Origin of the sequence: Nocardia harenae NBRC 108248, assembly GCF_001612885.1 — a bacterium.
GTDB lineage: Bacteria > Actinomycetota > Actinomycetes > Mycobacteriales > Mycobacteriaceae > Nocardia > Nocardia harenae.
In genome coordinates this window covers 152,776-169,993 of record NZ_BDBH01000015.1, presented here as the reverse complement: position 1 = coordinate 169,993, position 17,218 = coordinate 152,776, and the positions used below count along the sequence as shown (strand labels likewise).

Here is a 17,218-nt window from a genome sequence, read left to right as displayed (position 1 = left end):
GCCTATTGCAGCGCCCGCCGCTCGTCGGCGAAGCGCAGCTCCAGGGTGACCGGGATGATCTCGACCTCCAGCGCGGCGCGCAGCCGGGTGACGGCGTGGCCGAGGATGCGGCGCCGCAGCTCGGCGACGTCGGCGGCGGGCGCGGCGGTGACCAGCAGGTGCAGCTGCGGGGTGTCGGGGTCGCCGGAGAGCCAGGCCGCGGCGTTCCGCACATCCGGGTAGCCCTCGATATCGGCGGCCACCGGCGCGGCGGCGGTGCCGGAGCGCAGCACGGTGCGGCCGGTGCGGTCGTCGCCGCCGACCTGCCAGCCCACCGATTTCGGCATCCGGAAGGGCTGGGCGACGAGCCAGCGCAGGCACAGCAGCGCGAGCAGCGCGGCGCCCGCGATCGCCGCCAAGAACACCCAGGTGGGCGGGGCGGCGGTGCCGGGCACCAGCGGGGCGTCGGGATCCACCCAGCTCAGCCGGTTGTAGTGCGCGGCAATGGCGTAGCCGCCCGCGGCGAGCAGCGCGAGCCCGCCGAGCCCGAGCAGCGTTCGATTGACCGCCGCGGGCCGATTCATCCGATTCATGCTCCACCTCCGGTATCCGGCGTCCGCAGCGAGGTGCGCACGCGGCGCACCGAGCTGGTTCCGATCTCGTGCAGGCGCTTCGAGACCCGGTCGGCCACCGCCTCCGCGGTGCCCGCCGACTCCACCCGGTCGGTGCTGGCCTCGACCTGCACCGACCGCCGGCGCAACCGCACCCCGCGGGCGGTCACGCCGTCCACCGTCTCGGCGCTCTCCCGGACGGCGGCGCGCAGCCCGCGCCGGGAGACCCCGGCACGCAGCCCCTCCTCGCCGGCCAGCGGCACCAGCAGCGCGCGTCCCGGCCAGAGCGCCGCGACCAGCAGCAGCGCGCCGAGCGCCGCCGCGAGCACGCCCGCGACCAGCACCGGCTTCTCGCCCCACGCGATCGCGTGCAGCTCGACCGCGACCCGGTCGTAGGAGACCAGCTCGCGGGTGTCGGTGAGCCGCTGCACCAGCGAGACGATCAGCACCACCGCCGCGGCCAGCAGCGCCAGCGCGACCAGCACCGCGGGGACCACCCGGCGGGGCCGCCTGGTCACGACACCCGCCCGGTGCTCGGGGCGACGGCGCCGGTGAGCGCGGGGACCAGGATCTCGACCCGGGTCACGCGGAGCCCGGTGAGCTCGCCGACCCGGGCGGTCAGGTGCGCGCGGCAGGCGTCGGTGGTCCGCCGGATGGGCTCCGGGTACCGGATCGGCACCTCGGCCTCCAGCCGGGCGTGGTCGCCGCGCACCACGGCCTGCATGCGGACCGGCCCGGCCACGCCGGGCACCTCGCCCGCCGCGTGCGCCGCGATCCGCCGCACCGCGCGCGGCGCCACCGTGGTCACCCCGCGCACCTCGGGCGCGCGGAGGCCGGTGGCGCTCCCCTCCGGCGCGGTCGTGCCGTCGGCGCCGATCCCGGCCGCCTCCCGCGCGGCCGGGACAGCGGCGGTCATCGCCCGCTCCGCCGCTGCGCCGAGCGGATCAGCCCGGCCACGTCGAGCTCGCCGTCCAGCCAGCGCCCGGCCAGCAGCCCGAGCGCGCCGAAGAGCAGCACCACCACGAAGGCGCCGAAACCGCCGAAGGCGCCGGCGAAGCCGAGCGCGAGCCCGGTGAGCAGCCCGAGTGTCGTCCCGCTCATGGCTACTGCACCCGGCTCGGCGGGGCGGGCGCGTCCTCGTCGTCACCGGGGATGAAGACGTCGTTGACGTTGATATTCACCTCGACGACCTCGAGCCCGGTCATCTGCTCGATGGCGGTGATGACATTGCGCCGCACCGCCCTGGCGATCTCGGCGATGGCGACGCCGTACTCCACCACGATCTCCACGTCGACCGCGGCCTGCGTCTCGCCGACCTCGACGGAGACGCCCTGGCCGATACTGGCCGACGCGCCCGGGATTCGGTCGCGGAGCGCGGCGAAGGCCCGGCTGGAGCCGGCGCCGAGCGCGTGCACCCCGCGCACCTCGCGCGCGGCCAGCCCGGCGATCTTCTGCACCACCACGTCGGCGATGGTGGTGGTGCCCTGGTCGGTCACCAGGGCATTGGCCTTGCGGACCGGATCCTTCTGCACGGTCTCGCCAGCGACCGGCTTGGCCGCGTCGGCGTGGTTCTTCGGTTCGGTGATCGGTGCGGACATCGTTCCTCCTCTGGGGTTTTCGGCTGCTGTGCTGTTCGACCCGCGGTGCCGCGGGTTCGTCACGGAGGTGTGACGGGTGTCACTTTCGTGAAGGCGGCGGCGTCCAGCTCGCAGACCACCAGCCGCAGCGCGGCGCCCTGCCACGCGGTTCCGGCCAGCGCCGCGCGGATGCCGCGCTCCGCCGCGGTGAGCAGCGGTGGCAGCGGGAGCGCGCGGGCTACCAGGCGCACGGTGACCAGGCCCGGCGCGAACTCGACGCCGTCGGCGCCTGGCCGCGGGAGCCACGAGGGGCCCGCGGGGCCGATCGGCTGCGCCGGGCGCAGGCCGGGCACCGCGGCGACCGCCGCGATCACCGCACGGACGAGGTCGGGCTCGGTCACGCGGGGACCTCGATATCCAGAATGCCGACGGTCACCGCGGCCACCCGCTGACCGGTGGATTCGGCCAGCACCCTGACGATCTCGCGCTGCACGGCGATTCCGGCCGCGGCGGCGGGGCGCTCGGTGGAGAGCACCACGTCGACCTCGACGGTGATCCGGCCGTCGGCGTGGTTGCGCACCCGGACGCCGTCCGCGATGGCGGGGTCGCCGCCGCCGAAGCGCTGCCTGCCGGTGCGCACCCAGGTCGAGACCAGGCCGCGCATCCCGGGCTCCAGCCGGAGCACGCCCGGCACCGCGAGCGCGGCGCGGGCCGCGACGGCCGCGAGAACCGCGGGCTCGACCACGAATTCGGTCACCGGGGTCACCGCGGGCTCCCCGCATCCCCGCTCGGCGGGGTGCCGCCCCCCTCTGCGCCGGGCGGCGCCGCGGCGCGCACATCGGACGGCCCGGTAGCGGCACCGGATGGATCGGCACCCGGCACGCCTGCGGCCCGGCCGCGCGGCGCCTCGTCCACGAAGAGATCGGCGACAAGCACGTCGAGCCGCCGCACCGAGACACCGATTCCGCTGTTCAGCGCCGCACTCACCCGTTCCCGGACCACCGGGAGCACACCGGCCACCGGGGTCCCGGCGGCGAGCGCGAAGGCCAGCTCGACCTCGACCGCGGCCCTGCCGTCCGGCTCGGCGCCGACCGGCTTGACCCGGCAGCGCCTGGTCCGCACCCCCGGCACCGAATCGGCGGCGAAGCGCAGCACCGCCGCGACCGCGCGTTCGGAGACCTCGACTCCGCCCGGCTCGGGTGTGGCGAGCGGCATGGTCCGGCCGCGCCGCACCTCGGCCCTGACCGCCGACATGATGCGAGCGGTGAGGTCGGGCGGGGCGGGCTCCGGCTCGGCGATCAGCTCCGCGGTGGCGGCGCGCAGCGCGCGCAGGCTCGCCCGCGCGGTGCCGCAGTGCGGGCAGTGCGTCTCGTGCTCGTCGCCGAGCCCGGCGTCGACCGCGTCCAGCCGGTCCCAGACCTGCTCCAGATCGCGGCCGCAGGGCAGCCGGTACCCGGTCGCCTCGTGGTCTGCTGCGGAGTTCACCGCCATGGCTTCATCACCTCGGACAATTGCGCTCGGGCGCGGGCGATCCGGCCGCGCACCGCCGCGGGGCCCGCGCCCACCGCGTCGGCGATCTCCTCGTACGACAACCCGTCCACCTCGCGCAGCAGCCAGCAGGCGCGCTGCTCGGGGGTGAGCGTCGCCAGCGCCGCGTGTACCGCACCGAGCTGGCCGTTCACCTGGGCGGCATGCTCCGGCCTGGTGTCGGTGCGCGGGGACTCGGCGGTCTCCGGGTCCAGCTCGACCCGCGGGCGCCTGGCCCGGATGACGTTCAGGCACCGGTTGGTGGTCATCCGGTAGAGCCAGCCGACGAAGGCCGTTTCGTCCGCCAACTGGTCCAGGCGGCGCCATGCCGTCAGGAAGACCTCCTGGACCACGTCCTCGGCGTCCGCCCGGTCGGCGAGCACCCGCACCGCGAGCCGGAACATCCGCGCCTGGTAGCGCAGCACCAGCTCCTCGTAGGCCCGGACGTCGCCGTCCCTGGCGCGCCCGACCAGCGTCGCCTCGTCCGGGGCGACACTCTGTGCACTCGTCACGAAACCCCTCCTGTGTCATACGTCGGACACGCCGCCGCGGGAATGCGTCACGGAGGTTTCGCTGTGTTCTGTGTCACACGAAGTGGCGGCGCGGTATTCGTCGCATGTCCACCGGCGGCGCATCCAAACGTCCGGCGATCGCGCGTAGACATTGAGAGGGTTTGACACTTATCATCTCATCTAAACGCACCTGGCAGATCAAAGGAGATCGCAATGACCGCCTCCGTCGCCGTCGACGACACCGGCAAGCGCGTCCTGCCCCCGCGCCGGGCCATCGAGCCGGGGACCCGCATGTGGGACGAGACCGGGCTGGTCACCTTCTCGCTCACCGCGGGCTCGGCGTTCCTGCTGCAGACCATGGAGCCGACCATCTCGGCCGTGGTCGACGAGCACTCCACCTTCCGCACCGATCCCATGGGCCGCGCGCTGCGCAGCGTCTCCTCGGTGATGATGTGGGTCTACGGCGGTGACGAGGCGCTGGCCGAGGCCGACCGGCTGCGCGCCATGCACGCCTCGCTGAACACCACCGACGCGAGCGGCAGGCAGCACAGGGCGCTCGCCAGCGGGCCGTGGGCCTGGGTGCTGCACACCGGCACCTACGCCTTCTGCGCGAACTCGAAGTACTTCGCCCGCACGCCGCTGCGGGACGAGGACAAGGAGGCGTACTACCAGGAGGCGCTGCAGCTGCTGCGCAATTTCACGGTGGCGCCCAAGGAGATCCCGGCCACCTTCGCCGAGTTCGAGGAGTTCTTCGCCGACGCCGTCGAGAACAAGCTGGAGGCCACCCAGACCGCGCGCGACTACCTGAAGACGATCCGGAAGGTGGCGCCGCCGAAGGAACTGCCGCGGCCGCTGCACCCGCTGTGGCACACGCTCGTCGCGCCGGTCGGCAAGCTGCAGTACTTCTGCACCGTCGGCACCACCCCGGAACCGGCCCGGCGCAAGCTCGGCCTCACCTGGACCGCGGCCGACGAGCGCAAGCTGAAGCTGATCGGCTGGATCATCTCGCGCGGCACCCCGCTGCTGCCGGAGCGGGTGCGGTACTTCCCGATCGCCTACGAGGCGCGCAAGCTGGAGCGCGACCGGCAGCGGCTGCGCAAGGTGATCGACCTGCGGCCGATCTGATTCGGTTCGCGCATCACACGCCGCCCGGCGGCCGGAACTCGGCCGCCGGGCGTTCACGTGTCCGGGTATCCCTTACGCTACGACAGCGTTTCGGTATCGACCCGACAGCCGGACGTGGCACGGACACCACGGCGATCGGACCCGATCGGCCCGAACCCCGGAAAGGCGTTTCCATGGCCCACAAGCCCACAGTGCTGTTCGTCTGCGTGCACAACGCGGGACGGTCGCAGATGGCGGCGGGATTCCTCACCGCGCTGGCGGGTGATCGGATCGAGGCGCGCTCCGCGGGCAGCGAACCGGCCGAGGCACTGAACCCGGCGGCGGTGGCCGCCATGGCGGAGGTCGGGATCGATATCGCCGGCCGCACTCCGGCCCAGCTCACCGAGGAGGCCGTCGGGCTCTCCGACGTGGTGGTGACCATGGGCTGCGGCGACGCCTGCCCGTTCTTCCCCGGCATCAGCTACCGGGACTGGGTGCTGCCCGACCCGGCCGGGCAGCCGATCGAGGCGGTCCGGCCGATCCGCGACCACCTGCGCATCCTGGTGGAGAACCTGATCGCGGAGCTGGTACCCGCGCACACCCGCTGACGTCCGATTCGTTCAAGCGTTCCGGCGATCGCGCTTCGTAGGCTTGCGGCATGACTCTTCGACTCGATGCCATCGGCCTGGTGGTGGCCGATATGACCGCCTCGCTCGCCTTCTACCGCGGGCTCGGACTGGAGTTCCCGGACGGCGCCGAGCGGGCGCCGCACGTGGAGGCCGAGCTCGGCGGTGGGTTCCGGCTCATGCTCGACACCGAGGAGACGGTGCGCTCCTTCCAACCCGGGTGGCAGCCGCCCGCGAGCGCGGGCCGCATCGGGCTCGCGGTGCGCTGCCCCGACCCGGCGACGGTGGACGCCACCTACGCCGCGCTCGTCGCGGCGGGGGCGCACGGGGAGACGAAGCCGTTCGACGCGCCGTGGGGGCAGCGCTACGCCTCGATACACGACCCGGACGGCAACGGGGTCGACCTCTACGCCGCACTCGACGGCTGAACCCAGCGCGCTCAACGGCCGAGCAAGCCCGAAGCCGCGCGCTTTGGCGCGGGTCGCGGAGCAGGGCCACGGGGTCAGCCCGACCCCTCACAGACCCTTGGAGCAGGGCCTCCCCGTGCGCTCGTCCGCGCGGCTCAGCGCGCGTGGCCGAGCAGGGCGCCCGGCGTCAGGCCCGTCAGCTCGCGGACCTCGCGGGTGAAGTGCGCCTGGTCGGCGTAACCTGCCCCGGCCGCCGTCTCGGCCAGCGGCACCCCGGCGCGGGCCCGTGCCAGCCCGCGCTGCAACCGCAGAACCCTGGCCAGCATCTTCGGCCCGTACCCGAAGGCGGCGAGCGATCGGCGGTGCAGGGTGCGCGCGGTCCACCCCGCGTGCTCGGCGACGTACCGCACCGGATGCCCGGCGTCCAGCGCCGCCACCACCCGGCCGAGCGCCGGGTCCGGCGCGGGCCGCCCGGCGGCGCGGCGCAGCACCGCGGCCTCCAGCGCGGCGGCCCGATCCGGCGCCGACCCCACCTCGTCGACCAGCGCCCCGACGGCTTCCGCGGGCCACAGCGCGGCCAGATCGACCCGGCGGTCCCGCACCTCGGCGGCGGGCACCCCGAGCACGGCGGGCGCGGTGCCGGGCGCGAAGCGGAACCCGGCGAACTCCCCGCCACCGGGGTCGGGGTGGTACGCGCCGGTGTCCGGCCCGGCCACGACCAGCCTGCCCGCGCTCCAGATCAGATCCATGCAACCGTCCGGCAGCACCGGCAGCTCGTGCTCCGCCACGCCCGTGCGCGCCCAGAGGACGGCTCCGGCCAGCCGCGCCCGCCGCTCCCGATATCCGGCCATGGCTGCGAGGTTACGCCTGGCTACCGCGCGGCGGGCGGCGCGGAGGAGCGCGGGACCACCCGCACGAAGGGCTGCCCCTCCGGCGGCACCCGGTGCTCGGGGTCGGCGCAGCCGATGGTGAACTCGGTCTCCGGCGCGGCGGAGAAGGTCCACAGCGTCATCCACTCCTGGCCGCCCGCCTCCTCCCGCTTCTTCACCTCGGAGGAGTGCAGGTCCCCGCTCCGCCCGCTGCCGTCGACCACCGTGCAGCGCAGGGCGTCGGCGCCGTCCCCCCAGGCCGCGGGGACCCGGATCTCCAGCACCGAGTCGGCGGGCATAGTAGCGGTGCCGGTCTCGTCGATCGGGATCCGCACGGCGCCCGCAGGCTCGACGATCGGCACCGTCGTGCTCGGCGCGGGGGCGCTGCCGGTGGCGCTGGAGTTCGTACCGCCCGTCGCCTCGCCGTCCCTGACCTCGTCCGAGCAGGCGGCGAGCGCGGCTGCCGCGAGCACGGGCACCAGGAACCGGGTCAAGCGGAACTTCCTCACGGATCGACCTCCCTGCAGCGTTTCCCACCCTTTCCGCCTCACCATGCCGCAGAAACCGGCAATTTCCGAGCGAATCGCCGGACATCATGTGAAAATCCTTGTGCCGGGGTTGATTAGCCGAGCAGGCATCCTTCCGGCGAACTCCCCGCAGCCCGTTAGCGAGTCGTTCGGGGTGGCGCCGCCCGATTCGCGAAATGTTTGCCAGAATATTGCCCGGGTAGTGAGGCAGTAGCTGATCAGCGTTTTTCCGACCGGACCGCCCGGACACCGAGGAGAAATCGTGAGCGAAGCGACGCTGGAAGCCCTGATCGGGCACACCGTGTACGATCGCGACGGCGAGAAGATCGGCAAGGTCCGCCGCCTGTATCTGGACAATGCCACCGGCGCCCCCACCTGGATGGCGGTCTCCGCCGGGTTCTTCGCCGGCGACGCGCTCATCCCGCTGATCGGGGCCAGGCACCAGGAGTCAAGCTCCTCGATCCGGGTGAGCGTGGCCAAGGGCGTCGTGCGCACCGCACCGTACCTGGACGAGGACGGCCACATCAGCGGCGAGGCCGAGCGCGAGCTGCTCGTGCACTACGGCATCGAGGAGGGCGGGCCGGCCGCGGCGGAGTACCGCCCGCGGCACGCCAGGCCCGAGGAGCCCGCCATCGACCCCGGCGACGACGAACCGCTCACCTACGGAGGCCAGGAGCCGGGTTTGCCGGAGCGCGGCCACTGAGCCCGAGCGCCCGTCGCGCCCCGCGAGGGGGCACGCGCGGCCAGCCCGCGGCTCAGGACTTGCCGAGCGCCTGCTGCAACTCGCTCTTGGTCATCGTCGACCGGCCCTCGATGTTCTTCTTCCGCGCCTCGGCGTAGAGCTGATCGCGGGTGAGCCCCTTGGGCCGGTCGGTGCCGGAGCGCTGCCCGCCACGCTGCTGCGGCGACTTGTCCCGCACCGAGGAGCGGGTGGCGGTCTTGGTCTGCCCGGCCTGCGCCCGGTTCTTGTTCACCGTGCGCGCCGCGACCTCCTTCGCCCGCTCGGTGCTCGCCCCGCGATCCTCCGCGGAGTCCTTGACGTGCTCGTACTGACGCTCCTGCTTGGCGGTCCATTCCTTCGGCATGTCGCACCTCCTGACAACGCCGTACCCCGGCACCGGCGGGGTGAACCCGACGCGCAGAGGTCACGAAAAGGTTTCGGAAAACGGCCGCTCGGGTACCTGGAAGATATGACTCCCATCCGCAACCACACCCGCACCCTGGGGCTGGAACGCGGAACCGCGGTGCTCGCCTTCGTGACCTGCTCCACCTTCGCGTTCGGTATCGCAGCTCTGACCCAGTCCGTTCTCACCGGCCTGCTCGCGGCGTTCGGCCTGCTGGCCGCGCTCGTGCTCATCCTCGGCGCGCTGCCGGGCGAAATCTCCCCCTAGGGCCACTGCTGGTAGGTCGTCGGCACCCGGCGCACGCCGCGGCCGACCTCGCTGATGAGGTCGTCGTAGGCGTCGGCCAGATCGGTGACCAGCATGACAAGTTCGTAGCGCTCGGCCTCCGACTCACCGTTGGCCGCGTACGCCTGCGCGCAGTACGAGGCCAGCCGATCGACCACCTCGCCCACCGTCTCGGTGTGCCGCGCGGCCCCGCCGTGCGGCACCGGGGTGACCCGGGCGATCCAGCGATCGATCGCCATCACCAGGCGGCCGCGGTGGCCGTCGATCTCGCCGCTGCCGCCCGCACCCAGCCTGGCCTCGTGCAGCGCGGCGAGCTCACCGGCCGCCTCCAGCATGGGATGGTCCCGGTGCGGAAATCCACGGAGCGCGGCGACGAGCGAATCCTTGTCCGGCAGAGCGTGATTCACCACCACCCCCGGCCCGCACGCCGACCGCTACGCTCGTCCGTTCTGCCGGGGACACGCGCCCGGTACCACCACACCACGACACAGACGTATACCGGACCCGCGGACCCAGCGCTGGTCCCGAGCCGGACACTGCAACCAACTCGTAGCGAAACGCCCGGTCCGCGGCTACGCTCCCGCGGCTGATCCGACCGCCGGGTCGGCGACCACGGGCGGCGCGGGCACCGCAGGCGCGGGCGCAGGTTGCGGCGCCGTCGCGCGCCGCCCGGTCGCCAGGAAGAGCAGCACCAGCGCGACGCCGAGCCATACGTAGGTGTCGCCGACGAAGTGCTGCACGGGGGTCCAGCCGTACTCCCGGTCCTCGCCGCCGGGCAGCCAGTTCTGCGGGCCGTAGACGAAGACCGCCGCCGTGGCCGCGGTCACCGCGAACCAGCCGAGCCCGCGCCGCCACGGCAGCGTGCTCGCGTAGCAGGCCATGCCGAACAGCGCGGGCGCGATCCACACCCAGTGGTGCGACCAGGAGATCGGCGAGACCAGCAGCGTGAAGACCGCGTTGATGGCCAATGCCAGCGCCGGGACGTGCGCCGCGCGGCGCATGGCGACCACCACCAGCGCGAGCAGCACCGCGGCGCAGACCAGCCAGACCACGGTGAAGACCGGCTCCGGTACCTGGAGGCGGGAGAGCACGCCCTGGATGGACTGGTTGGTGTGGAACGCCGAGCCGCTCAGCCCGTCCACATTGCCCATCCCGCCGAACCAGTACTCGAACGACTCCGACGGCAGCACGGCGAAGCCGATCAGCGTCGCCACCGCGCCGGAGATCGCCGCGGTGATCGCCGCCCGGTAGTCGCGGCGGACCAGGAAGTAGAGCACGAAGGCGGCCGGGGTCAGCTTGATCGCGGCCGCGATGCCGACCAGCATGCCGCGCCGCCAGCGGGGCTTCCCGGTCAGGCAGTCGGCGGCGACCAGCACCATGAGCAACAGGTTCACCTGGCCGAAGTCGAGCGTGGAGCGGGTCGGCTCCAGCAGCATGGCCAGCGGGGTCGCGGTGGCGGTGGCGAGCAGCGCCGGCTCCAGGGTGCCGCGCTCCGGCCAGAAGCGGCGGGCGACCAGGTAGAGCGTGAGCGCCAGCGCGGCGGTCGAGGTGACGAAGAAGGCGAAGGCCGCCGCGTCCCACGGCAGCAGCGCGAACGGCGCGAGCACCAGCGCCGCGAACGGCGGGTAGATGAAGGGCAGGCTGATGCCGAGCGTGGTCTGCGGCAGCTCGCCGTACATATCGCCGCCGCCGCGCAGCGCCTCCACCCCGAGCCGGTAGACCTGCAGGTCGATGAAGCCCCGGGAGATCTCCTCGATCGGCCAGATCGGCCGGGTCAGGCAGAGCACGGCCAGCACGGTCGTCAGCACCGGCGCGAGCCAGGCGACACGCCACAGACGGGGGCGCGGCCTCGGCACGGCACGGTCGGCGGCGGAACTAGTCATCCGCGGCGACTATACCGACCGGGTTCCGGCTGCCCGACGGGTACCGAGCGGCACGCGCCCGAATCGTCCGTTTTGCTTCCCGCCCTGGTCAATACCGTTCCGAGCGGGCGCTTTTCACCCCGCCGAACGGCCGTGCGGCTTGTAGAGTGACGGCGGTATACAGCGAGGAGGGCGCATGGCACCGGCGGGGAGCGACCGGGAGCAGGCACCGCTGCGCTTCGTCACCATGGGGCTGGGCTGGGATCCCGTGCGCGACGGCGTGTGGTCCGGCGGTTTCCGGCCGGAGATCGACCTCAATGCCGCCGCCCTGCTGTACGCGGGCGACCGGCTCACCGACGTGGTCTGGCACGAGCAGCTGCTCTCCCAGGACGGCGCGGTCCGGCTGCTCGGCGACAACCTCACCGGCCACGGCGAAGGCGACGACGAGGTCATCACGGTCGACCTCACCCGCATGTCGCCGCGGGTCACCAGCGTGCTGCTGCTGGTCACCTCGTACTCCGGCCAGGCCTTCGACGTCATCGAGAACGGCTTCTGCCGCCTCGTCGACGGGCTCACCCGGCGCGACATCGCCCGCTTCGCGCTGCCCGCCGGGCCGGACCACACCGGCTTCGTGCTCGGCAGGCTGCACCGCGACGCCGGGCCCTGGCAGTTCCACGTCGTCGGGGTGGCCATCCCGGCCCGGCATCCGGTGGAGGCCGTCCCGCACCTGGAGCAGTTCCTGACCTGACCGGTCAGTGCTCGTCGAGCTGCTCCGCGATCGGCTCCAGCCTGGCCTCGGCATTGCTGCCGTCCAGCTGCCCGGCGAACGCCGCCCGCGCCGCCGCGATCAGCGCGCCGTCCACCTCCGGGTACGCCTCGGCGATCCGGATCAGCGCGGCGCTGGTCTGCACATCCAGCGCCGACCCGGCGTGCAGCCCGCCGCCGGTCGTCACCGACGCCAGCTCGCGCTCGAAATCGGCGCGCAGTTCGTCCGCCCCGGGATGGGTCGCCTCGGTCATCGTTACCTCCTCGTCGCTGCTCCTAAGGATGTCCGGAACCGGAGGGATCAACCCCACTGTCCGTAGTCCCGGATCAGGGTGAGGAGGAATCGGGTGTACTCGACGTCCGCCCCTTGGCTCGTGTCGACGCTTCCGGTAGACGTCCGCAGCCCGTCGGGGTCGACCGTCATTACTGCGGTCCACCCGTTGATCTTGGTACTGAACAGCGGCGCAGTGTTCGCCCGGTTCACCAGAGTCATCGGATCGCTCCCAGGCACGGCCCGATAGTCCCCACCGGGAACGAGAGGCGATCCTCCGGTCAGGGACAGCGACACGGTCAACGCTCCGGCCTCGACACCGTACTTAGACGGCCCACGCAGGTCACACGTTGCTCGATCCCCTATGGGTCGATCCGGCTTCGGCCCCGCCTCCCACACCTCCGAAGCACCCAGTTCTGCTCGCGCGAAGGCGAGCACCCGGTCGCACAGATCGCGCGACGAATGTGTGGATGGCATGGGCCCAGCCGCTCGATCGCCCGTCCCACAGGTCGCGACCCCGGCTACCGCAATCATCGCCGGAATCAGCCGGCCTGCGCGCCAGATCGTCAATTGTCCTCCACGCGTTCGGTGCGGCAAAGGATCAATTCCACTGCCCGTACTCCCGCACCAGGCCAAGAAGGAACTCGGCGTAGCGGCGGTCCGCCGGCTGCCCCAGGTCGGCCGGCCCGGCCGGAGTTCGCAGACCATCGGCAACCAGCGTTAACGACCCGACCCACTCGTCCACGCCTGCAGTCAACGTGACCTGACCGTATTCACGTTCGACCACGACGGCGGGCTCGACGCCCTCGACCAGTTCAATCTGCGCCGGATCCCAGTCCTTCCAGATGCCGAGCGTCACCGTTGCCGCACGCTTCCGCGCCCCAGCTTCGCTGGTTCCGTGTATCTCGCAGGTTCCACGCCTGCCCAGATCTCGAGCCGTGTCGCCGTTGGGCACGACCTCGACGCCGTCGGCACTGAACTCGGTCTCGACGAACCTCAGCAGCGATTGGCAGAGTTCACCAACTGTGCGGCGCGACTCCGCAGGCGACCGTTCGCCATCTCCCCCAGAGCAAGCGACCAGCGCAGGGAGAATTATCAGGACGAACAGGAAAGTGCGACAGCGCTTCATCGCTATTTCCCCTCCGGAGTCCAGTGTCCGTCCACAAACGACTCCAATTCGGCGCGCGTGTCGAAGAACTTGGTCCCCTGCAGTCCGTAGGCGACGGCGTATTCATCCCGCAGTTCCTGCGTACCCATCCGATTCATGACGCCGGTCGCGGCTTCCTGCTGCTCGGTGGTCATCGCGCCCCACGGCTTCGGCGTTCCATCCGCCTGCAGCAGTTCCGGGGGCAACCCGGGCTCGCTCAGTGCGCCCGCGCCGAGGATCTGGTCCTTGAGGTGCCGCTCTTCGGAGTTGCGCAGATCTTCCCAGCTGTTCACCTCAACCGACTTCAATTCCGGCCTCTGGAGCACCGAGTCGATCAATGCCTCGGCGGCTTGGCCCACGATGATCTGGCCCGCGGCTTCGCCGAGTGCGCCACCCCGCTTCACCGGCAGGACCTCCTGCACGAGCTCTGCCGCGATCTCCGCTCCCTGCCGTTTGGCATCGTAGGACGATTGCAGATGCTCGTTCCGTTCCAGTGCGTCCTGGTCCATCTGAAACAGGACGGCATTGTTCATCGCGCCATCGACCCGTCCGGCGAGAGTACCGAGGTAGGGCCCCAATCGAGCGTTGAGGTCCGGATTCTCGGCCGCCTTCGACACCATTTCCTGCTGGTTCAGATTGATCGCCGCCTGCAGGCCCGCCCGGCCCTCTTCACTCGCGTTGGCGAGCATCAGGAGCCGATCTGCGTCGCTGGCCGCGAGGGTCGCGCGATCTGCCAGCCCGGGCTGCGCGACGACCCCGGAGGAGTCGTAACCGTGCGGGTTGCTTATATCACCCACCGCGTTCAGATTGCTCTGCAACGCCTGACTCAACGCCGTAGCCAACTCCGGATTCTTCGCGAAGTTCTCGTTGTACCGCCGATAGTCCTCGGTCAGCGCCCCGTCCTCCTCCGGCGCGAGAATTTTCGGCAGCTCGACGAGCGCGGCTCGCGCCCGATCCGCCTGCACCTCGTCGGTGCTGTGCGAGTCGGGGCCGATCCAGTCGAGCAGCTGTGCGGCGGACCGTCCGTTGTCCACGTCGCTCCAGTCGTTGCCGAGCACCGCGCCCGCGATCTTTTGCGGGTCGTAATCTTCCGGCATGCCGTCGCCGGTCAGAATCCGGTACGCCGACTCCTCGTTGCGCCCGGCGACGTCGAGCAGTTTCGCTGCGGTCGATTCGTACTGGCTGCCCGGATCCCCGAGATAGGGGACGTTCTTCAGATCGTCGCCCGCCTCGGAGACGAGATAGGCGGATTGCTGGATCATCTCGGTGCCGAGTTCCGTACCGGGCTGATAGCCGGGGCTGGACTGGGAGAGCAGATCGGAGAATTCGGCGATCTCGCCGAGCCGGAGCCCTTCCTCCGGCATCCGGGCCGGACGGTCCGACTGCGGCCGGGGCTCCGCGGCGTCGTCCTCGGACACCGGGAACCGCGTCTCCACCAGGTCACGCACCGACTCGGGGAGTTTGTCGTACCCGCCCGGTGATTGCAGACTGCCGTCGGGATTGCGGCCGGTCCCGATCTTCTCGTTGGAGACCACCAGCAGCCCGTTCGCGAGGGTGTCCCGGCGCGTGGCGGCCAGCGGATTCCCGGCCTCCTCCTTGCGCAGTTGTTCGTTGAGCGCGAGCACCCCGTCCTTGCCCGCCGCCTGGTAGAACTCGCGGTAGTAGTCCTGGACCGAGGCGGGAAGGGTGGCGACCTCACCACCCTCGGCAAGCACCTGCCGCTCGGCATCGGTCAGCACGCCCTGCGGCAACTGCGCGGCGATCCGATCGAGTGCCGCCTGATCGATCGTGCCGTTCGGCCGCACCGCCTCGGCGACGGCCCGCCCGTCCTCCGCCCCGATCCGGCCCGCCTCGCTGTAATCGCCCACCGCGGCGTCGAGGCCGGAGCCGAGCTGGTCGCCGCGAACCCGGATCTCCTGTGCTCCCGTTGTGATCGCCTTGGTGGCGTCGTCGGCAGCTGCCACCAGGCTGCGGACCGCCGACTCGATAAGCCCGCGGTGATGTTCGATGCGTTCATCGATCCGCAGGCGCTGCTCATCGTCGAGGTCGCCGGTATCCGCGGCGGCCTGCACCGCCCAATCATCGGTTACCCGCAGCGCGACCGAGTCGGTTTCCGCGTCGGTGACGCGGTTGAGCAGCACCTGCCTTTCGTTCGATAACCGAGCGTCGGCCGCGCGGAGGAACGCCGCCACGTCGAGGACTTCGATGGTGAGCTTGCGCCCCTGATCGTGCTCCTCGACGAAGCGATCCGAGGCCGCGTCCTTGGCCCTGCCCGTCCAGGTGACATCGGAGAAGTGGGTGAGCATCCGGCTCAGCTCGCCCTCGTACCGCTCAGCCGAGCGTTCGAGTTCCCCGGCCCACTCCGAGAGCGTCCCGAGCTGCCATCGCTGCACTTCCGGCCGGGTCGGCATCAGCGCTCACTCGACGCACGGAAATCCATGCTGTCGAGCCGGTCCGCGAACTCGGTTTCCGTGGTGTGCGTGCTCGCCGAGCATTGCCGGACGATCGTCTCCAGCTGCTGCAGCCGCTGGGCGATGCGCAGCCAGGCGCCCTCGATGAACTCACCGGATTGCACGCAGGCCTGCCCGATCCCACAGCCCGGCAGCGCATTCGGGATCTTGTCCGCACTCGTCCGGACATCGATCGTGTCGATCTGGGTCGACACGGCACCCACCGTGTCGGCCAGCCGATTCAGCTGCACTATGTCTACGGTCAGCATGTCCATCCCCCTAGGAAGCATCCCGCCCAGGCCTACCCCCGCGCGGGCAGCGGGAATTTTGTCACAGCTGCCGGGATGGGCACGAGCGCGGCCTAATTCTCCGCGAGCGACCTCAGCCAATCCACGACAGCCCGCTGGTACTCCACCGTATTCGTCGCCAGATTCACCGAATGCCCACTCCCGGGCAGCACGAAAGCCCGCAACCGAGCCGCGGGCTCGAAGTACGGCGCCTCGGAGGCGAGCAACGTGGCGCTATCGGCGCACGCCGCGAATCCCGGCCCGCATGAGAGCCGGTCCAGCGAACCGTTGACCACCATGACCGGCACGTCGATGTCATTGGACATGGGCGGCAAGGTCGAGGTGAGCCCGTCCGGGTACTCGGTGAGCGAGAAGACCTCCTTGGTCCGCTCGTCCTCGGCGAGCACCGCCGGGTCGGTGGTGTCCGGCCCGTAGAAGGCGGCGGCGCGGGTGCCCGGCCGGGTGGTGAGGTACCCGTCGTCGTAGCTGCGGCCGGCGAAGGCCGGGTCGCCCGCGGCCGGGTGGTACGCGGAGATCACGCCCATGACCTGCGATACCTCGAGTGTGTGCGAGTACCCGGTGAGCAGCACCCCGTCCACGTCGTGGTGCCGCGTCGCTTCCAGCACCGCGATCCCGGAGCTCAGCGAGTGCCCGGCGGTGACCACTTTCCCGAACGGCTGCGCCCCCTCCAGCCCGCGCCGCGCCGCCTGCACGATGTCGTGCAGCGCGTTCGCGCTGGCGGTGGCGGAGAGCGTGGCGCTCGGCGGCTTGCTGCTGGCTCCGTTGCCGAGCCGGTCCACGATGAGCGTCGCGTACCCCGCGCGGTTCAGCGCCTGCCGGAAGTTGTAGGTCTCCGGCCGGTACCCGAAGTCCCAGTAGCCGTGGTTGTAGTTGGAGCCCGCCATCATCACCACGACGGTCTCGGCGCCGGCCGGGCGGCACAGCGTCGCGCCGAGCTGCCCCTGCGGCACCGCGAAGGAGAGCGCGCGGCACGCCGGGGCGGGCTGCGCCTGCGCGGTATGCGGAACGAACGCGGGAACCAGCGCGGCCACCGCAAGCAGCGCTCGCGCGGCCCACCTCCGCCCGGAATTGCCTGCGGTACTGCTGTTCCCCGTCATCAGGGCCGACGCTAGCCCCGTCCGCGGCACTGTGCAAGGGCAGCAATGATGCTGCAACCCAGCATGTTCCGCCGTGCGATGACTTAGCCTGATCCGCGAGCGGAGGGATCGAGTGATGCAGAACGAGGCCGTCAGAGCCGTCCATTTCGTCGGGAGTTTTCCGGCCGCGA

At 71.6% G+C, this 17,218-nt stretch carries 26 protein-coding genes; 6 read left to right on the top strand and 20 right to left on the bottom strand.

Annotated elements, in window-relative coordinates; translation table 11 throughout:
• Positions 1 to 2 precede the first annotated feature (2 nt).
• The 9 genes from NH2_RS26380 to NH2_RS26340 are packed head-to-tail and all read right to left on the bottom strand — an operon-like array spanning position 3 to position 4,206.
• Positions 3 to 563 (bottom strand): alkaline shock response membrane anchor protein AmaP, encoded by a 561-nt coding sequence (locus NH2_RS26380; protein ID WP_245650772.1) that lies wholly within the window; start codon positions 561 to 563, stop codon positions 3 to 5.
• Positions 564 to 568: 5 nt separating this feature from the next.
• Entirely contained in the window at positions 569 to 1,108 is a 540-nt protein-coding gene (locus NH2_RS26375) for a DUF6286 domain-containing protein (RefSeq protein WP_067660068.1), read from the bottom strand.
• Positions 1,105 to 1,506 (bottom strand): Asp23/Gls24 family envelope stress response protein, encoded by a 402-nt coding sequence (locus tag NH2_RS26370; RefSeq protein ID WP_084505909.1) that lies wholly within the window; start codon positions 1,504 to 1,506, stop codon positions 1,105 to 1,107. The genes NH2_RS26375 and NH2_RS26370 overlap by 4 nt, the downstream gene beginning before the upstream one ends.
• Positions 1,503 to 1,691: a hypothetical protein gene (locus NH2_RS26365; protein WP_067660066.1), complete on the bottom strand. Its 189-nt coding sequence runs from the start codon at positions 1,689 to 1,691 to the stop codon at positions 1,503 to 1,505. Before NH2_RS26365 ends, NH2_RS26370 begins: the two co-directional genes overlap by 4 nt.
• A gap of 2 nt (positions 1,692 to 1,693) precedes the next feature.
• Positions 1,694 to 2,188 carry an Asp23/Gls24 family envelope stress response protein gene (locus NH2_RS26360; RefSeq protein WP_084505908.1) on the bottom strand — a complete coding sequence of 165 codons (495 nt, stop codon included), beginning with the start codon at positions 2,186 to 2,188 and terminating at the stop codon, positions 1,694 to 1,696.
• Between the two features lie 59 nt (positions 2,189 to 2,247).
• A complete protein-coding gene (locus NH2_RS26355) occupies positions 2,248 to 2,568 on the bottom strand; it encodes a hypothetical protein (protein ID WP_067660064.1) in 321 nt (106 codons plus the stop codon).
• Positions 2,565 to 2,933 carry an Asp23/Gls24 family envelope stress response protein gene (locus NH2_RS26350; RefSeq protein ID WP_067660060.1) on the bottom strand — a complete coding sequence of 123 codons (369 nt, stop codon included), beginning with the start codon at positions 2,931 to 2,933 and terminating at the stop codon, positions 2,565 to 2,567. Before NH2_RS26350 ends, NH2_RS26355 begins: the two co-directional genes overlap by 4 nt.
• Positions 2,930 to 3,658 (bottom strand): anti-sigma factor family protein, encoded by a 729-nt coding sequence (locus NH2_RS26345; RefSeq protein ID WP_245650771.1) that lies wholly within the window; start codon positions 3,656 to 3,658, stop codon positions 2,930 to 2,932. Before NH2_RS26345 ends, NH2_RS26350 begins: the two co-directional genes overlap by 4 nt.
• Positions 3,649 to 4,206 carry an RNA polymerase sigma factor gene (locus tag NH2_RS26340; RefSeq protein WP_067660056.1) on the bottom strand — a complete coding sequence of 186 codons (558 nt, stop codon included), beginning with the start codon at positions 4,204 to 4,206 and terminating at the stop codon, positions 3,649 to 3,651. The genes NH2_RS26345 and NH2_RS26340 overlap by 10 nt, the downstream gene beginning before the upstream one ends.
• Before the next feature lie 213 nt (positions 4,207 to 4,419).
• Between NH2_RS26340 and NH2_RS26335 the strand changes: the two genes are divergently transcribed.
• The 3 genes from NH2_RS26335 (at position 4,420) to NH2_RS26325 (ending at position 6,364) form a co-directional block, all read left to right on the top strand.
• A complete protein-coding gene (locus tag NH2_RS26335; RefSeq protein WP_067660054.1) occupies positions 4,420 to 5,331 on the top strand; it encodes an oxygenase MpaB family protein in 912 nt (303 codons plus the stop codon).
• A 173-nt stretch (positions 5,332 to 5,504) separates the two neighbouring features.
• Positions 5,505 to 5,918: an arsenate reductase ArsC gene (locus NH2_RS26330; protein WP_067660051.1), complete on the top strand. Its 414-nt coding sequence runs from the start codon at positions 5,505 to 5,507 to the stop codon at positions 5,916 to 5,918.
• A gap of 50 nt (positions 5,919 to 5,968) precedes the next feature.
• The gene (locus NH2_RS26325; protein WP_067660048.1) at positions 5,969 to 6,364 is read left to right on the top strand and encodes a VOC family protein; all 396 of its coding nucleotides are present in this window, start codon (positions 5,969 to 5,971) and stop codon (positions 6,362 to 6,364) included.
• Positions 6,365 to 6,498: 134 nt separating this feature from the next.
• On the opposite strand, the gene NH2_RS26320 is transcribed toward NH2_RS26325, so the two are convergent.
• Together NH2_RS26320 and NH2_RS26315 are read right to left on the bottom strand one after the other, a co-directional pair.
• Positions 6,499 to 7,194: a helix-turn-helix transcriptional regulator gene (locus NH2_RS26320; RefSeq protein ID WP_067660043.1), complete on the bottom strand. Its 696-nt coding sequence runs from the start codon at positions 7,192 to 7,194 to the stop codon at positions 6,499 to 6,501.
• A 20-nt stretch (positions 7,195 to 7,214) separates the two neighbouring features.
• Positions 7,215 to 7,721, bottom strand: a complete 507-nt coding sequence (locus NH2_RS26315) for a hypothetical protein (RefSeq protein ID WP_157103984.1) — start codon at positions 7,719 to 7,721, stop codon at positions 7,215 to 7,217.
• Between the two features lie 280 nt (positions 7,722 to 8,001).
• On the opposite strand from NH2_RS26315, the gene NH2_RS26310 reads away from it, so the two are divergent.
• Complete coding sequence (locus tag NH2_RS26310) at positions 8,002 to 8,442, top strand: PRC-barrel domain-containing protein (RefSeq protein ID WP_067660033.1); 441 nt, start codon at positions 8,002 to 8,004, stop codon at positions 8,440 to 8,442.
• A gap of 52 nt (positions 8,443 to 8,494) precedes the next feature.
• On the opposite strand, the gene NH2_RS26305 is transcribed toward NH2_RS26310, so the two are convergent.
• Positions 8,495 to 8,824 carry a plasmid stabilization protein gene (locus NH2_RS26305; RefSeq protein ID WP_067660029.1) on the bottom strand — a complete coding sequence of 110 codons (330 nt, stop codon included), beginning with the start codon at positions 8,822 to 8,824 and terminating at the stop codon, positions 8,495 to 8,497.
• Positions 8,825 to 8,929: 105 nt separating this feature from the next.
• On the opposite strand from NH2_RS26305, the gene NH2_RS26300 reads away from it, so the two are divergent.
• Complete coding sequence (locus NH2_RS26300) at positions 8,930 to 9,130, top strand: hypothetical protein (RefSeq protein WP_067660019.1); 201 nt, start codon at positions 8,930 to 8,932, stop codon at positions 9,128 to 9,130.
• On the opposite strand, the gene NH2_RS26295 is transcribed toward NH2_RS26300, so the two are convergent.
• Together NH2_RS26295 and NH2_RS26290 are read right to left on the bottom strand one after the other, a co-directional pair.
• Complete coding sequence (locus tag NH2_RS26295) at positions 9,127 to 9,555, bottom strand: DUF4254 domain-containing protein (protein ID WP_245650770.1); 429 nt, start codon at positions 9,553 to 9,555, stop codon at positions 9,127 to 9,129. The genes NH2_RS26300 and NH2_RS26295 overlap by 4 nt on opposite strands.
• 165 nt (positions 9,556 to 9,720) lie before the next feature.
• On the bottom strand, positions 9,721 to 11,031 hold the full coding sequence (locus NH2_RS26290; protein ID WP_084505907.1) for a glycosyltransferase 87 family protein: 1,311 nt from the start codon (positions 11,029 to 11,031) through the stop codon (positions 9,721 to 9,723).
• A gap of 175 nt (positions 11,032 to 11,206) precedes the next feature.
• Here NH2_RS26290 and NH2_RS26285 point away from each other — a divergent pair, with 175 nt between their 5' ends.
• Positions 11,207 to 11,758 (top strand): TerD family protein, encoded by a 552-nt coding sequence (locus NH2_RS26285; RefSeq protein ID WP_067660007.1) that lies wholly within the window; start codon positions 11,207 to 11,209, stop codon positions 11,756 to 11,758.
• Positions 11,759 to 11,762: 4 nt separating this feature from the next.
• Here the strand turns inward: NH2_RS26285 and NH2_RS26280 are convergent, their stop codons facing one another.
• The 6 genes from NH2_RS26280 to NH2_RS26255 form a co-directional block, all read right to left on the bottom strand.
• Positions 11,763 to 12,029, bottom strand: a complete 267-nt coding sequence (locus NH2_RS26280; RefSeq protein WP_067660005.1) for a hypothetical protein — start codon at positions 12,027 to 12,029, stop codon at positions 11,763 to 11,765.
• A gap of 47 nt (positions 12,030 to 12,076) precedes the next feature.
• A complete protein-coding gene (locus NH2_RS26275) occupies positions 12,077 to 12,268 on the bottom strand; it encodes a hypothetical protein (protein ID WP_067660001.1) in 192 nt (63 codons plus the stop codon).
• A gap of 379 nt (positions 12,269 to 12,647) precedes the next feature.
• On the bottom strand, positions 12,648 to 13,175 hold the full coding sequence (locus tag NH2_RS26270; protein WP_067659998.1) for a hypothetical protein: 528 nt from the start codon (positions 13,173 to 13,175) through the stop codon (positions 12,648 to 12,650).
• Positions 13,176 to 13,177: 2 nt separating this feature from the next.
• A complete protein-coding gene (locus tag NH2_RS26265) occupies positions 13,178 to 15,604 on the bottom strand; it encodes a TPR repeat domain-containing protein (RefSeq protein ID WP_067659995.1) in 2,427 nt (808 codons plus the stop codon).
• On the bottom strand, positions 15,604 to 15,918 hold the full coding sequence (locus NH2_RS26260) for a hypothetical protein (protein WP_067659991.1): 315 nt from the start codon (positions 15,916 to 15,918) through the stop codon (positions 15,604 to 15,606). The genes NH2_RS26265 and NH2_RS26260 overlap by 1 nt, the downstream gene beginning before the upstream one ends.
• A gap of 86 nt (positions 15,919 to 16,004) precedes the next feature.
• A complete protein-coding gene (locus NH2_RS26255) occupies positions 16,005 to 17,048 on the bottom strand; it encodes an alpha/beta hydrolase (RefSeq protein WP_084505906.1) in 1,044 nt (347 codons plus the stop codon).
• Between the last annotated feature and the right edge of the window lie 170 nt (positions 17,049 to 17,218).

Excerpts from the sequence above, each read along its gene's own strand:
- NH2_RS26380 (WP_245650772.1), bottom strand. The coding sequence starts at position 563 with ATGAATCGGCCCGCGGCGGTCAATCGAACGCTGCTCGGGCTCGGCGGG.
- NH2_RS26370 (WP_084505909.1), bottom strand. The coding sequence starts at position 1,506 with ATGACCGCCGCTGTCCCGGCCGCGCGGGAGGCGGCCGGGATCGGCGCC.
- NH2_RS26365 (WP_067660066.1), bottom strand. The coding sequence starts at position 1,691 with ATGAGCGGGACGACACTCGGGCTGCTCACCGGGCTCGCGCTCGGCTTC.
- NH2_RS26360 (WP_084505908.1), bottom strand. The coding sequence starts at position 2,188 with ATGTCCGCACCGATCACCGAACCGAAGAACCACGCCGACGCGGCCAAG.
- NH2_RS26345 (WP_245650771.1), bottom strand. The coding sequence starts at position 3,658 with ATGGCGGTGAACTCCGCAGCAGACCACGAGGCGACCGGGTACCGGCTG.
- NH2_RS26335 (WP_067660054.1), top strand. The coding sequence starts at position 4,420 with ATGACCGCCTCCGTCGCCGTCGACGACACCGGCAAGCGCGTCCTGCCC.
- NH2_RS26330 (WP_067660051.1), top strand. The coding sequence starts at position 5,505 with ATGGCCCACAAGCCCACAGTGCTGTTCGTCTGCGTGCACAACGCGGGA.
- NH2_RS26325 (WP_067660048.1), top strand. The coding sequence starts at position 5,969 with ATGACTCTTCGACTCGATGCCATCGGCCTGGTGGTGGCCGATATGACC.
- NH2_RS26320 (WP_067660043.1), bottom strand. The coding sequence starts at position 7,194 with ATGGCCGGATATCGGGAGCGGCGGGCGCGGCTGGCCGGAGCCGTCCTC.
- NH2_RS26305 (WP_067660029.1), bottom strand. The coding sequence starts at position 8,824 with ATGCCGAAGGAATGGACCGCCAAGCAGGAGCGTCAGTACGAGCACGTC.
- NH2_RS26300 (WP_067660019.1), top strand. The coding sequence starts at position 8,930 with ATGACTCCCATCCGCAACCACACCCGCACCCTGGGGCTGGAACGCGGA.
- NH2_RS26290 (WP_084505907.1), bottom strand. The coding sequence starts at position 11,031 with ATGACTAGTTCCGCCGCCGACCGTGCCGTGCCGAGGCCGCGCCCCCGT.
- NH2_RS26285 (WP_067660007.1), top strand. The coding sequence starts at position 11,207 with ATGGCACCGGCGGGGAGCGACCGGGAGCAGGCACCGCTGCGCTTCGTC.
- NH2_RS26280 (WP_067660005.1), bottom strand. The coding sequence starts at position 12,029 with ATGACCGAGGCGACCCATCCCGGGGCGGACGAACTGCGCGCCGATTTC.
- NH2_RS26275 (WP_067660001.1), bottom strand. The coding sequence starts at position 12,268 with ATGACTCTGGTGAACCGGGCGAACACTGCGCCGCTGTTCAGTACCAAG.
- NH2_RS26270 (WP_067659998.1), bottom strand. The coding sequence starts at position 13,175 with ATGAAGCGCTGTCGCACTTTCCTGTTCGTCCTGATAATTCTCCCTGCG.
- NH2_RS26265 (WP_067659995.1), bottom strand. The coding sequence starts at position 15,604 with ATGCCGACCCGGCCGGAAGTGCAGCGATGGCAGCTCGGGACGCTCTCG.
- NH2_RS26260 (WP_067659991.1), bottom strand. The coding sequence starts at position 15,918 with ATGGACATGCTGACCGTAGACATAGTGCAGCTGAATCGGCTGGCCGAC.
- NH2_RS26255 (WP_084505906.1), bottom strand. The coding sequence starts at position 17,048 with ATGACGGGGAACAGCAGTACCGCAGGCAATTCCGGGCGGAGGTGGGCC.